Here is a 12,915-nt window from a genome sequence, read left to right as displayed (position 1 = left end):
TTCTCAGCTGGCGGTCGGCGCTGGCACGGCGGTGGCCCGACGGCGGTGGAACAGACGCTCCAGCGCCAAGTATATGACCGGTGTGGTGAACAGCGTCAGGGCCTGGCTCACCAGCAGGCCGCCGACCACCGCGATGCCCAGGGGTTGGCGCAACTCGGCGCCGGTGCCGAAGCCGATCATCAGCGGCACCGCGCCGAGCAGCGCGGCCAGGGTGGTCATGATGATCGGGCGAAAGCGTACCAGGCAGGCCTGGTGGATCGCCTGTTCGGGGGACATGCCGTGGTGGCGCTGGGCCTCGAGGGCGAAGTCGATGAGCAGGATGCCGTTCTTCTTGACGATACCGATCAGCAGCACCACGCCGATCAGCCCCATGATGGTGAAGTCCTGGCCCATGGCCCAGAGCATGAACAGCGCGCCGAGGCCCGCCGACGGCAGCGTCGAGATGATGGTCAGCGGATGCACGAAGCTCTCGTAGAGCACGCCAAGGATGATGTACACCGCCACCAGCGCGGCGAGGATCAGGTACGGCTGGCTCGCCAGCGAGCTCTGGAACGCCTGCGCCGCGCCCTGGAAACTGCCGGCGATGGAATCGGGCATGCCCAGCTCGCGCTGGGTGCGCTCGAGGATCTGCACCGCGTCGCCCAGGGCCACGCCGGGGGCGAGGTTGAACGACAGGTTGGCGGCCGGGAACAGGCCGTCATGGCTGATCGACAGCGGGCCGGTGCCGGGTGCGGCGACGTGGGCCAGCGCCGACAGCGGGACCATCTCGCCGGACAGCGGCGAGCGCAGGTAGAAGTAGTTGAGGCTTTCGGCCTTGCCGCGCTGGCGCGCGTCCAGCTCGAGGATGACCTTGTACTGGTTGGTCTCGGTCTGGAACTCGCTGATCTGCCGCTGGCCGAAGGCGTCGTAGAGGGCCTGGTCGACGTCGGTGGTGGTCAGGCCGAAGCGTGCCGCGGCCTGGCGGTCGATCTCGATATGGGTGACGCTGGCGCCCAGTTGCAGGTCGTTGGACAGGTCGCGCAACGCCGGGCTCTCGCGCAGGCGCTCGGTCAGGCGCTGGGTCCACAGGTTCAGGGCCGCGCCATCGTTGCTCTTGAGCACGTACTGGTACTGGGTGCGCGTGGGGCCGGAGCTGAGGTTGATGTCCTGGCCGGCGCGCATGTACAGGACGATGCCGGGGACCTGGGCCAGTTGCGGGCGCATGCGGTCGATCCACTGGCTGACCGAGACATCGCGATCACCGCGCGGCTTGAGGGAAATCCAGAAGCGGCCGTTGGCGATGGTCTGGTTGCTGCCGGTGACGCCGACCGAATGGGAGAAGGCGCGCACCGCCGGGTCGGCGCCGACGATCTTCGCCAGGGCCTGGTGTTTCTCGATCATCGATGAATAGGACACATCCGCCGCGGCCTCGGTGGTACCGAGGATGAAACCGGTGTCCTGCATCGGGAAGAAGCCCTTGGGGATGACGACGTAGCCGGCGATCGTCAGTGCCAGGGTGACGCCGAACACGCCCAGGGTGATGCGCTGGTGGGCCAACGCCCGGTCCAGGCCCTTCTCGTACCAGCGCACCAGGCGTTGGCCAAGGCCACCATGCTGCTCCTCGGGCGGGCGACGCATGCACAGCGCGGCGAGGGTCGGCGCCAAGGTCAGCGACACCACCACCGAAATCAGGATGGTGGCGGTGGCGGTCAGGGCGAACTCCTTGAACAGCCGGCCGACCACGCCGCCCATGAACAGCAGCGGAATGAACGCGGCGATCAGCGAGAAACTGATGGAAACCACGGTGAAGCCAATCTCGCCAGCGCCCTTGAGCGCCGCGGTGCGGCTGTCGTCGCCCGCTTCCAGGTGACGATGGATGTTCTCCACCACGACGATGGCGTCGTCGACCACGAACCCCACGGCGATGACGATGGCCACCAGGGTGAGGTTGTTGAGGCTGAAACCGAAGACGTACATCAGGGCGCAGGTGGCAATCAGCGAAACGCCGAGCACGCTGGAGACGATGAAGGTCGCCGACCACTGGCGCAGGAACAGCGCCATGACGCCGATCACCAGGACCACGGCGATGATCAGCGTCAGCTCCACCTCGTGCAGCGAGGCGCGGATGGTCTGGGTGCGGTCGTTGAGCACCGACACCTCGACCGACGCCGGGAGCATTTCCTGCAGGCGCGGCAGGGCCTCCATCATGCGGTCCACGGTGTCGACGATGTTCGCCCCCGGCTGGCGGAAGATCACCAGGTTCAGCGCCGGCTTGTCGCCGGACCAGGCCTTGGCATAGGCGTTCTCGGCGTCGTAGATCACCTTGGCGACGTCGGACAGGTGCACCGGGGCGCCGTTGCGGTAGCTGACGATCAGCCTGGCGTAGTCATCGGCGTGGAACAGCTGGTCGTTGGCGGCGATGGTCGAGACGCTGTGCTCGCCGTACAGCGCGCCCTTGGCCAGGTTCAGGCTGGTCTGCTGCACGGCCTGGCGGATGTCGGCCAGGGTCAGGCCGATGGCGGCGAGCTTTTCTGGCTGGGCCTGCACGCGGATCGCCGGGCGCAGCTGGCCGGTGATGTTGATCAGACCGACGCCTTCGATCTGGCTGAGCTGGCGGGCCAGCAGGGTTTCGGCGTAGTCGCTCAGTTCGTTGCCGGGCATCTGCGTCGAGCTGACCGTCAGCACCAGCACCGGGCTGTCGGCCGGGTTGACCTTGCGCCAGGTCGGCGGGCTGGGCATGTCCTGGGGCAGGCGAGCGGTGGCGGTGTTGATCGCCGCCTGCACTTCCTGGGCGGCGGTGTCGATGTTCTTGTCGAGGGTGAATTGCAGGATCAGGTTGGTCGAGCCCAGGGCGCTGCTGCTGGTCATCTGGGTCATGCCGGGGATGGCGCTGAACTGCACTTCCAATGGCGTGGCGACCGAGGACGCCATGGTTTCCGGGCTGGCGCCGGGCAGCTGGGCGGTGACCTGGATGGTCGGAAAGTCGGCCTCGGGCAGTGGCGCCACCGGCAGGCGCGGGAAGGCGATGGCACCCAGCAGCACCAGGGCGAAGGTCAGCAGCAAGGTGGCGATGGGGTGGTCGATGCACCAGGCCGAGACGCCGTTGCGGGTGTTCATGGCTGGCTCCTGCGCTCGGCGATCTCGGCGGCGGCGGGGGCATCCGGGGTGACTTCGATGGTCGAGCCGGGCTTGAGCCGCGACTGGCCATCGAGTACCAGGCGGTCGCCGGCCTTGACCCCGGCGATGATGTTCAGCGTGCTGTCCTGGTACACCACCTTGACCGGCACGGCGCTGACCTTGTCGCCGTCCAGGCGGTAGACGAAGTGGCCATCGAGGCCGCGCTGCACCACCGGTGGCGGCACCACCAGGGCGTTCTCGTCGACGGCGGTGCGCAGGCGCACGGTGACCAGTTGGCCGGGCCACAGGCGCCCGTGCTTGTTGTCGAATTCGGCCTTGACCCGCACCGTGCCGGTATTGGCCGAGACCTGGTTGTCGATCAGCGTCAGGTGACCCTTGTCGAGCAGGCTGCGCTCGCCGTCGGCATCCATGTAGGCCTCGACTTCGGCGGGCGTGGCGGATTCAAGCAGGCCTTGCAGCACCGGGAGTTGCTGCTGGGGCAGGGCGAATTCCACGGCGATCGGGTCGATCTGGGTGACGCTGAACAGGCTTTGCGTGTCGCTGGTGCGCACCAGGTTGCCGGGGTCGACGTTGCGGATGCCGACGCGGCCGGTCACCGGCGAGCGGATCTGCGTGTAGCTCAGTTGCACGGCGGCATTGTCGATCGCCGCCTGGTTGCCCTTGATCGTCGCCTGCAGCTGATTGACCAGCGCCTGCTGTTGGTCGAGGGTCTGCTTCGACACGCCATCGTCGGTGCTGAGCAATTGGTAGCGCCTGAGGTTGACGTTGCCCACTTGCAGTTGCGCCTGGGTCTGGGCGAGCTGGGCGCGGGCCTGGTCGAGACTGGCGCGGATGGCCCGGTCGTCGAGGGTGGCCAGCAGGTCGCCTTCCTTCACCCACTGGCCTTCCTTGACCAGCACCTGGGTGAGCACGCCCTCGACCTGGGGACGGACCTCGACGCTGTGCAGCGACAGCACCGAGCCGATCGCGCTGAGGTAGCGTGGCACATCCTGCTGGGCCACGGCCACCACGCGCACCGGCACGGCACTGCTGGGGCGGTTGGCCGGGGCCTGCTGGCGCAGGCTCAGCCAGGCGCCGACGCCCGCCAGTAGAACCAGGGCCAGGGCTGCGAGAACGAGGGGGCGGGTTGGACGTCGCATCGTGGCGGGCACCTTGGCCGGAGGGCGGGGAAACGGGTCTGGGTAGTGACTGGTTATAGCGCGCCGACCGGGTCGCCAGCGTGACGCCTGGCTGTCACGTCTGTCAGTTTCGGCTCGCTGATGGCCAATTGCCAATATGCTGTCGTGGATCAATGTTTCGCCGGCCATTGGCCCTAGTGTCCTGTCTCGGAAATAAGCTGTTCACTTTTGGCGGCGTCTTGGGCGCCCGGCCGGCGTTGCCGCTCCTCGCCATAGCCCTGCTATGACTCGTCGCGGCGCCTTGGCCGAGCACCCAAGCCACTCGCCAAAAGAGAACGTATTTCCGAGACAGGACACTAGAGTCGTACGCCCTGCCGATCTCCCGTACAACAACGAGAGCCTCCGATGAAGCGCAACATGCCCATTACCGGTCGCGAAGTGGATTACCCCGGCGACGCCAACATCCTGTCCACCACTGACCTGGACAGCCGCATCACCTATGCCAACGACGACTTCATGCGGATCAGCGGATTTTCCCGCGAGGAGCTGCTGGGCAACGCCCATCACATGGTCCGCCACCCGGACATGCCGTCCCAGACCTTCGCCCAGATGTGGCAAACGCTCAAGGCCGGGCGCTCGTGGATGGGGCTGGTGAAGAATCGCTGCAAGAACGGCGACCACTACTGGGTGAGCGCCTTCGTCTCGCCGATCAGCAATGGCGGGCAGGTGCTGGAGTACCAGTCGGTGCGGACCCGGCCCGGGGCCGAGCAGGTCGCGGCGGCCGAGCGTTGCTATGCGCGCCTGCGCGAAGGCCGGCGTAGCTGGTTCGAGCGTTTGCCGGTGCTGGGGCTGGGAGCGCGCTTGTCGCTGGCGGTGGGGGGCGTGCTGGCATTGGTGCTGGGGGGCGGGCAGTGGTGGCTGGGGGCGCCGTTGCTGGCGTCGCTGGTCGAAGTGATGCTTGCCGTGGGGCTGAGCAGCCTGGCGATCCTGGCGCTGCTGCGCCCCTACGAGCGGCTGCGCCGACAGGCCCAGGCGATCGCCGACAATCCGCTCAGCCAGCAGTTGTATACCGGCCGGCGTGACGGCCTGGGACAGATCGAGTTCGCCATGCGCATGCTCAAGGCGCAGCTGGGCGCGGTGGTCGGTCGCATCGGCGACACCTCGTCGCGCCTGGCCGGGCATTCCGGGTCGCTGGTCGAAGCCTTGCACAGCAGCCATGCCAACAGCCTGGAGCAGCAGAGCGAAGCCGACCAGGTGGCCACGGCGATCCACCAGATGAGCGCCAGCGTGGCCCAGGTGGCGAGTAGCGCGCAGATGGCCGCCATGGCCGCCGACCAGGCCGAGGACGAGACCCAGTCCGGCCATCGACTGGTCGATCGCAACCGCTGCGCGATCCAGGACCTGGCCGGCTCGCTGGTCGAAGCCAGCGAGGTGATCCAGCAGTTGGAGAGCCACAGCAGCGAGATCTCCGGGGTGCTCGACGTGATCCGTGGCATCGCCGAACAGACCAATCTGCTGGCGCTCAATGCCGCCATCGAAGCGGCGCGGGCGGGTGACCAGGGGCGTGGTTTCGCGGTGGTCGCCGATGAAGTGCGCGGCCTGGCCCAGCGCACCGCGCAGTCCACCCACGATATCCAGCGCATGATCGGCGCGTTGCAGCAAGGTGCGCGGGCAGCGGTGCAGGTGATGCAGCAGAGCAGCGCCCATGCCGGGCACAGTGTCGAGCAGGCGCAACTGGCCAGTGACGCGCTGGACAGCATCAGCGTGCGGGTCAACCAGATCAACGAGATGAGTTTGCAGATCGCCGCGGCGGTGGAGCAGCAGAGCCAGGTCAGCGAGAGCATCAACCGCAACATCAGCAGCATTCGCCAGGCCAGCGAGGCGACGGTCAGCGTCGGCCAGCGCAGCCACAGCAGCGCCAGCGATGTGGCCGACCTGGCCAAGGACCTGCGGCGGCTGGCGGATGAGTTCTGGCGGCGTTGTCAGTGATTGGGTTGTCAGTACTGGCCCTATCGCGGGGCAAGCCCGCTCCCACAATAGTGGCCTCGAAGCCAGGAGTGTTGAGGGCCAGGGCGTGGGAGCGGGCTTGCCCCGCGATTGGATCTATCTAGAAACCGATGAACGCGTAGTAGACCGGCGCTTCGCCCGTCACCTGCAGGCGATGATCCTGTAGCTCGGTCGCAAGCGCCTCGTCCTGCACATGCACCACCCACGGCCCATCGACCGCTGTTGGCGCCTGTTTCAGCACCGCAGCAAACGCCGCCATGTCCGGCAACCACGCGGTAAACCCGTTGCCCTTCAGCGCGCTGGTGGTCATCCCCAGCGCCTGACAGATCGCCACCTTGGCCGCGATATCGTCGCGGTCGGCCTGGCGCGAGGCCTCGATCAAGGCGCGCAGTCCCTCATCCACCGGCAGGCTGCCATGAATCAGCTCAGGCCCTTGTTCCCAAGCCTCGGGCGGGCAGTCCTTGTTTTCCGGCCGCAGCGGCAGGTGCGGGTTGATCTCCGCCGGGTAGATGCGACAGACCAGTGGTCGGCTTTCATAGATGCCGCACAGGTCGTTGTCGTCAAGGTTGCGGCAGCGCCCCGGGTTGAACGCGGCGAAGGTGACCGATACGTGTAACTGCCCAGCGCCACAGGGCACCGGGAACGAGCGGCGCAGCACATGCTCGCGATGGTCCGCCGGCATGCCAGGGCCATCGGCAATGAACCCTTCGATCAGCACCACCACCTGGCCGCCGGAGGCTGCCCATTGGCGGGCCTCGGCAAGCGTCAGCGGCACATGATGGCCCGTGCAGCATTTGCCGCAGCCGGTGCAGGCGAAGCGAATACTGTCGCTCATCGCTTGCCGGCTTCCCATTCGCTGGTGAAGGCTTGCTGGCGTTGGCGGTCGTAGAGGCACAGCTCGGTACCGGTGCGGTTCTGCATGTGCTTCTGGGGGTAGGTGCCCTCGATCAGCAGCGCGCTGTAACCGACCTGGTCGTCGAACTCGGCGGGTTTGCCCAGGGCGTGGGCATCCTTGAACTGGCTGGCGGCCAGGCAGGTCTTGAGCATGTGCTGGCGCTGGTCGCTCCAGGCCTGGTTGCTCGAGGCGTGGGCTGCGCCGCTGGCAAGGGCGCAGAGGATGAGGAACGAACAGAGATATTTCATACGCGACACCGCCAATGAACCTGCGAAGGGCGCGAATTATGCCCGAACGTTTTCCTTCATCAAGTCAGGAAAATCCTGACCTGATGTGTCAGCGCTCCTCGAACACCACCGCCCGCGCCGCCGTCACCAGGCAGTTGGTCAGCTCCGGCGAGGAGAACTTGGTCAGGATCGCATTGGCCCCCGCCAGCTTGGCCTTGTCGCCGCTCATCGCGCTGTCCAGCGAGGTGTGCAGCAGGATGTACAGGTGCTGGAAGTCCGGGGTTTCACGCAAGGTGCGGGTGAAGGCGAAGCCATCCATCTCGGACATCTCGATGTCGGAGACGATGATGTTGATCTCCCTGTCGGTGCCTTGCAGCTCCAGCAAAACGTTGATCGCATCCTTGGCGCTGCGCGCGGTATGGCACTCGATGCCGAGGTTACGCAGGGTGTGCACCGACTGCTGCAGCGCGACCTGGCTGTCGTCCACCACCAGGATGTTGGCGGCGGCCAGCAGGCTCGCGTCTTCCTCGCTGACTTCGCCGGGGTGCGGTTCGTGCGGCGGCGGCGCGATGCCGTGGATGACCTTTTCGATATCCAGCACCTGTACCAGGGTGTTGTCGACCCGGGTCACGCCGGTGATGAACGAGCGATTGCCCGAACCATAAGGGGGCGGTTTGATGTCGGTGCTCAGGCAATGAACGATGCGGCTCACCGCCTGCACATGCAGGCCCTGGCGCGAGCGGCTGATCTCGGTGACGATCAGGCAGCCGCCGTCGGGGTCGGCCAGGGGCATTTCGCCAATGGCGCGGGACAGGTCGATCACCGACAGCGAATTGCCGCGCAGGGTGGCCACGCCTTTGACATGCGGGTGCGCCTCCGGCAGCTTGGTCAGCGGCGGGCAAGGGATGATCTCGCTGACCTTGAGCAGGTTGATTGCCATCAGCTTGCCGCTGCGCAGGGTGAACAGCAGCAGGGACAGCGAATCCGCGCGGGCTTTTTGCGTGGCCATTGGGCAACCTTCGGTTCGAAATGGAGAGGATGCCGGGTTATCGGCTTTCGGGCGCCGGGCTTTAGCTTAGTTTGCTATTGGCGATCCATCGGGCAAGCCCGCTCCCATGCTGTTTACCCTGCCTGCTTGACCTGCCTGCGTGGGAGCGGGCTTGCCCCGCGATGGCGTCCTCAGCGCAGGCCCAGCCGCTTGGCCAATCGGCTCAGATTGGCCCGGTCCAGCCCTAGCTCCCGTGCCGCGGCAGCCCAGTTGTCCCCGTGACGCGCCAGGCACGCTTCGACGATCTGTCGCTGATAGTCATCCACCGCCTCGCGCAGGCCGCCTTCGGGCAGCGGCGCATCGGCGGGAGGTGTCTCGGTCTCGACATGGACGATGGGCGCCATGGTGCGCAGATCAAGGTCAGCCGCCTCCAGTGTGAGAATCTTCGGCCGTTGCCCATGCTGCCCCAGCGCCTTGAGCGCCGAACGACCGATCAGGTGTTCCAGCTCGCGCACATTGCCCGGCCAGGCGTAGGCCAGCAGCGCAGCCTGGGCATCGGTTGACAGGCGCAGGCTGCCCAGACCGAGTCGGGAGCGGTTCTGCTCGAGGAAGTAACCGGCCAGCAGCAGCACATCGCGACCGCGCTCGCGCAGTGGCGGGACCTGCAGCGGATACACGCTCAGGCGGTGATAGAAGTCGGCGCGGAAGTTGCCGCTGCGCACTTCTTCGGCCAGGTTGCGGTTGGTGGCGGCGATCAGGCGCACATCCACCAGGTGCTCGCGATCGGAACCCAGTCGCTGCAACTGACCGCTTTGCAGCACCCGCAGCAGCTTGGCCTGCACCGCCAGCGGCAGCTCGCCGACTTCGTCGAGGAACAACGTGCCGCCATTGGCCAGCTCGAACTTGCCACGGCGCTCGCCGTGGGCGCCGGTAAAGGCGCCGCGCACATGGCCGAACAGCTCGCTCTCCACCAGTGTGTCGGGCAGGGCGGCACAGTTGAGGCTGATCAGCGGCTTGTCGGCGCGATGGCTGGCGCGGTGCAGGGCCTGGGCCACCAGCTCCTTGCCGACGCCGGTCTCGCCGGTGATCAGCACGGTCAGGTCGCTGCCAGCGACCAGGCGGATTTCCTCGACCAGGCGTTTGTGCGCCGTGCTCTGGCCGATCAGCTCCCGGTCCTGGCCGCTGGCCTGGCGATACAACTCGGCGCGCTGGTGTTCATCCTCGGCGCGCAGGGCCAGGTGCTCGATGCGTTCGGCCACGGTGACGGTGGCGGCAGCCAGGCTGGCGAACGCCTGCAGGGCGTCCAGTTCCAGGCTCTGGAACTGACCGGGGCTGAGGGCATCGAGGGTCAGCAGGCCCCAGGGGCGTTCGTCGACCATCAATGGGCAGCCCATGCAGTCATGCACTTCGAGATCGACGTGCTGGGCATTGACCAGGCCGTCGTAGGGGTCGGGCAGCGGGCTGTCGCTGGCGAAGCGAGTCGGCCGTGGGCTGCTCAGCAAGATCTCGAAGCGCGGATGTTCGCTGACCCGGAAGCGTCGGCCCAGGGTATCGGGCGAAAGTCCGTCGACCGCCAGCGGCACCAGCCATTCGCCATCGAGCCGCAGCAGTGCGGCGGCGTCGCACGGCAGCAGGCCGCGCATGGCCTCCAGTAGCCGGCGATAGCGCTCCTGGTCGGGCAGGTCGCAGGACAGGTCGCTGACCAGGGGGAGCAGGGCGGTGAGCAGGGGCTTTGCAGTCATATGGACTCCTGTTGGTCGGATTGACTATACGCTTGAGTGTGTCGTTTTGACAGCGACTGGCTCAAGCCCCTGATTTCATGGGGTTTTGAAGTTGGCACGATTGCTGAAATAGCGAAGGCAACCATTCGAAGCCAAAGGCTCAGGAGTTGTCGCAATGCTCAATGCCGAACAACGTGCAATCATCAAGGCCACCGTCCCCCTGCTGGAAAGCGGCGGCGAGGCCCTGACCACCCATTTCTACAAATTGATGCTCAGCGAGTACCCCGAGGTGCGCCCGCTGTTCAATCAGGCCCACCAGGCCAGCGGCGACCAGCCGCGTGCCCTGGCCAATGGCGTGCTGATGTATGCCCGCCACATCGACCGGCTCGAGCAGCTCGGTGGCCTGGTCGGGCAGATCATCAACAAGCATGTGGCCCTGCAGATTCTCCCCGAGCACTACCCGATCGTCGGCAGCTGCCTGCTGCGCGCTATCGAGGAAGTGTTGGGCAAGGACATCGCCACGCCAGAAGTCATCGCTGCCTGGGCCGCGGCCTACGGCCAGCTGGCCGACATCCTCATCGGCGCGGAAGAGAACCTCTATAAAGAGAAGGAGCAGGCCGCCGGCGGCTGGCGCGGTAGCCGTGAATTCCGCCTGGCGCGCCGCGAGCAGGAAAGCCGCGAGATCGTCTCGTTCTACTTCGTCCCGGTCGATGGCAAGCCGGTGCTCAAGGCCGAGCCGGGCCAGTACATCGGTCTGCAGCTGTTCATCGATGGCCAGGAGCTGCGTCGCAACTACTCGTTGTCGGCCCTGTGCGACGGCGAGCAGTACCGCATCAGCGTCAAGCGCGAAGCGGGGGGCAAGGTCTCCAACTACCTGCATGACGGGTTGATGGTCGGCGATACCCTGCAACTGTTCCCACCGTCCGGCGACTTCACCCTGGTGGCCAGTGACAAGCCGCTGGTGCTGATCAGTGGCGGCGTGGGCATCACTCCGACCTTGGCCATGCTCGAGGCGGCGCTCGAGACCGAGCGTGCGGTGCACTTCATCCATTGCGCGCGCAATGGCGCGGTGCATGCCTTCGGTGACTGGGTCGATGATCTGGCCGCGAAGCACCCGCAGCTCAAGCGCTTCTATTGCTACGCCGAGGACGATGGCAGCCGCAAAGCCGACGCCGTCGGCCTGCTGGATCAGGCGCTGCTGGGCGAGTGGTTGCCGCGTGAGCGTGACATCGATGCCTACTTCCTCGGGCCGAAGGGCTTCATGGCCGCGATCAAGCGCCAGCTCAAGGGCCTGGGCGTGCCGGAAGGGCAGAGCCGCTACGAGTTCTTCGGGCCGGCGGCGGCTTTGCAGTGAAACGCTGAGCCCGTCGCGGGGCAAGCCCGCTCCCACGCTGAACCAGGTGGTGCTGGCGTGGGGGCGGGCTTGCCCCGCGATTCATCCCAATCGCTGCGGTTCGGCGTTCTGTCGGGCCGGCAGCACCCGGATGCTCCCGGCCGTGGGTAATCGAGAACGAAACGGACGATGACATTCGGCGCTGTCGGCGTGGCCGAGCGCCGAACCGCAGCGATTGGGCCTATCCCTTCTCTATATAGAAAGAGATGAACGCCTCTACACTGGCGTTCATCTTTAATCCTCCTTTAATCACTGTATCCTTCACTCCTGAGTGTCGAGGGGCTTGGCCCTGTCCGGCGCTCGGGCTGCCGTGTTTTTCATCCGCGGCAGTTGAACCGAAACCGACCCGCTCGGTCCTAGGTCATCAATGGATAGCCGCGCACGCCCCCTCTATGCATTCACAGGTCATCTCCAGCGTGTAGACTTGGCGCCCCCGGGCAGCCAGCGCTGCCACTCTCCATCGAAGGAACCGGCAATGAACGAACTCACATCGCGCCTGAATCGGGAACGGCGCTTTCTGGTGCTTCTCGGCGTGATCTGCCTGGCGTTGATCGGCGGCGCGCTGTACATGCAGGTGGTGCTGGGCGAGGCGCCGTGCCCGCTGTGCATCCTGCAGCGCTATGCCTTGCTGTTCATCGCGGTCTTCGCCTTCATCGCCGCCGCCATGCCGGGGCGCAAGAGCCTGACCTTCTTCGAGGCCCTGGTGGTGCTCAGCGCCATCGGCGGGATCGTTGCGGCCGGCAACCATGTGTATATACTCGCCAACCCGATGGTCAGCTGCGGCATCGACACGCTCCAGCCCATCGTCGACGACCTGCCCCTGGCCAAGCTCTGGCCGCTGGCGTTCCAGGTCGACGGTTTCTGCTCCACGCCGTACCCGCCGATCCTTGGCCTGTCCCTCGCCCAGTGGGCCCTGGTGGCGTTCGTGCTGACGGCGATCCTGGTGCCGCTGGGCATCTACCGCAACCGTCGTCGCGCTTAGACCAAAGTCCCGAGTTGACCCAGGTCTGTTGCGCGGCGAGATAAGTCGGAAATCTTTCCCCGCAGTTGATCCAGATCAGGCTTTAGCCCTTGCGCAGCAAGGGTTTCAGGGCTATCAAGCGGGGTGCGACAAACTGTCGCGAAGTTGATTTTTTGAGCAGCATTGTTACGCATCCTGTAAAAGACTGTTGCTCAATAAGTCATAGTCAAGGTCTATCGACCTATCTACAATCGCCCCCAATTTCCGTTCGGCACTGCTTGCGAGTCGCAGGATTGATGGAAGCCGCAGCGCTTTCCATTTGCTGACTTCGACAAGTTTCGCCCAACGGCGATACCGGGCGGACCCCCCTCCGCGTTTTCCCGCACCAAATGGACTTGGTCTGAAGTACAGGCCTGTTGCCTACGAAACCATAAGCACCGCTAACACGCTTGACGCCAAGGTCCTGCAGTCGGACCCCGGGCAGGAGC

General features: G+C 65.9%; 9 protein-coding genes. 3 read left to right on the top strand and 6 right to left on the bottom strand.

Annotated elements, in window-relative coordinates:
* Nucleotides 1-3: 3 nt before the first annotated feature.
* Nucleotides 4-3,096 carry a multidrug efflux RND transporter permease subunit gene (locus N5D48_RS02410; protein WP_279880672.1) on the bottom strand — a complete coding sequence of 1,031 codons (3,093 nt, stop codon included), beginning with the start codon at nucleotides 3,094-3,096 and terminating at the stop codon, nucleotides 4-6.
* Nucleotides 3,093-4,256, bottom strand: a complete 1,164-nt coding sequence (locus N5D48_RS02405) for an efflux RND transporter periplasmic adaptor subunit (RefSeq protein WP_279880670.1) — start codon at nucleotides 4,254-4,256, stop codon at nucleotides 3,093-3,095. Before N5D48_RS02405 ends, N5D48_RS02410 begins: the two co-directional genes overlap by 4 nt.
* A gap of 384 nt (nucleotides 4,257-4,640) precedes the next feature.
* Between N5D48_RS02405 and N5D48_RS02400 the strand changes: the two genes are divergently transcribed.
* Nucleotides 4,641-6,224, top strand: a complete 1,584-nt coding sequence (locus N5D48_RS02400) for a PAS domain-containing methyl-accepting chemotaxis protein (RefSeq protein WP_279880668.1) — start codon at nucleotides 4,641-4,643, stop codon at nucleotides 6,222-6,224.
* Between the two features lie 118 nt (nucleotides 6,225-6,342).
* Here N5D48_RS02400 and N5D48_RS02395 read toward each other — a convergent pair whose 3' ends face one another.
* From N5D48_RS02395 to norR, 4 genes are all read right to left on the bottom strand, one after another.
* Nucleotides 6,343-7,077 carry a YkgJ family cysteine cluster protein gene (locus N5D48_RS02395; RefSeq protein ID WP_279880666.1) on the bottom strand — a complete coding sequence of 245 codons (735 nt, stop codon included), beginning with the start codon at nucleotides 7,075-7,077 and terminating at the stop codon, nucleotides 6,343-6,345.
* Nucleotides 7,074-7,385, bottom strand: coding sequence for a hypothetical protein (locus N5D48_RS02390; RefSeq protein ID WP_279880664.1), 312 nt, complete (start codon nucleotides 7,383-7,385; stop codon nucleotides 7,074-7,076). The genes N5D48_RS02395 and N5D48_RS02390 overlap by 4 nt, the downstream gene beginning before the upstream one ends.
* A gap of 88 nt (nucleotides 7,386-7,473) precedes the next feature.
* Nucleotides 7,474-8,373: a chemotaxis protein gene (locus N5D48_RS02385; RefSeq protein ID WP_110736814.1), complete on the bottom strand. Its 900-nt coding sequence runs from the start codon at nucleotides 8,371-8,373 to the stop codon at nucleotides 7,474-7,476.
* Between the two features lie 170 nt (nucleotides 8,374-8,543).
* Nucleotides 8,544-10,094, bottom strand: a complete 1,551-nt coding sequence (gene norR / locus N5D48_RS02380; protein ID WP_279880661.1) for a nitric oxide reductase transcriptional regulator NorR — start codon at nucleotides 10,092-10,094, stop codon at nucleotides 8,544-8,546.
* A 154-nt stretch (nucleotides 10,095-10,248) separates the two neighbouring features.
* Here norR and hmpA point away from each other — a divergent pair, with 154 nt between their 5' ends.
* Nucleotides 10,249-11,427, top strand: a complete 1,179-nt coding sequence (gene hmpA, locus N5D48_RS02375) for an NO-inducible flavohemoprotein (RefSeq protein ID WP_279880660.1) — start codon at nucleotides 10,249-10,251, stop codon at nucleotides 11,425-11,427.
* Nucleotides 11,428-11,941: 514 nt separating this feature from the next.
* Complete coding sequence (locus N5D48_RS02370) at nucleotides 11,942-12,448, top strand: disulfide bond formation protein B (RefSeq protein WP_279880658.1); 507 nt, start codon at nucleotides 11,942-11,944, stop codon at nucleotides 12,446-12,448.
* Nucleotides 12,449-12,915 lie beyond the last annotated feature (467 nt).

The sequence above is a fragment of the Pseudomonas sp. GD03858 genome (assembly GCF_029840925.1).
GTDB lineage: Bacteria > Pseudomonadota > Gammaproteobacteria > Pseudomonadales > Pseudomonadaceae > Aquipseudomonas.
This window is presented reverse-complemented; position numbering and strand designations above follow the sequence as displayed.

Excerpts from the sequence above, each read along its gene's own strand:
- N5D48_RS02410 (WP_279880672.1), bottom strand. The coding sequence starts at position 3,096 with ATGAACACCCGCAACGGCGTCTCGGCCTGGTGCATCGACCACCCCATC.
- N5D48_RS02405 (WP_279880670.1), bottom strand. The coding sequence starts at position 4,256 with ATGCGACGTCCAACCCGCCCCCTCGTTCTCGCAGCCCTGGCCCTGGTT.
- N5D48_RS02400 (WP_279880668.1), top strand. The coding sequence starts at position 4,641 with ATGAAGCGCAACATGCCCATTACCGGTCGCGAAGTGGATTACCCCGGC.
- N5D48_RS02395 (WP_279880666.1), bottom strand. The coding sequence starts at position 7,077 with ATGAGCGACAGTATTCGCTTCGCCTGCACCGGCTGCGGCAAATGCTGC.
- N5D48_RS02390 (WP_279880664.1), bottom strand. The coding sequence starts at position 7,385 with ATGAAATATCTCTGTTCGTTCCTCATCCTCTGCGCCCTTGCCAGCGGC.
- N5D48_RS02385 (WP_110736814.1), bottom strand. The coding sequence starts at position 8,373 with ATGGCCACGCAAAAAGCCCGCGCGGATTCGCTGTCCCTGCTGCTGTTC.
- norR (WP_279880661.1), bottom strand. The coding sequence starts at position 10,094 with ATGACTGCAAAGCCCCTGCTCACCGCCCTGCTCCCCCTGGTCAGCGAC.
- hmpA (WP_279880660.1), top strand. The coding sequence starts at position 10,249 with ATGCTCAATGCCGAACAACGTGCAATCATCAAGGCCACCGTCCCCCTG.
- N5D48_RS02370 (WP_279880658.1), top strand. The coding sequence starts at position 11,942 with ATGAACGAACTCACATCGCGCCTGAATCGGGAACGGCGCTTTCTGGTG.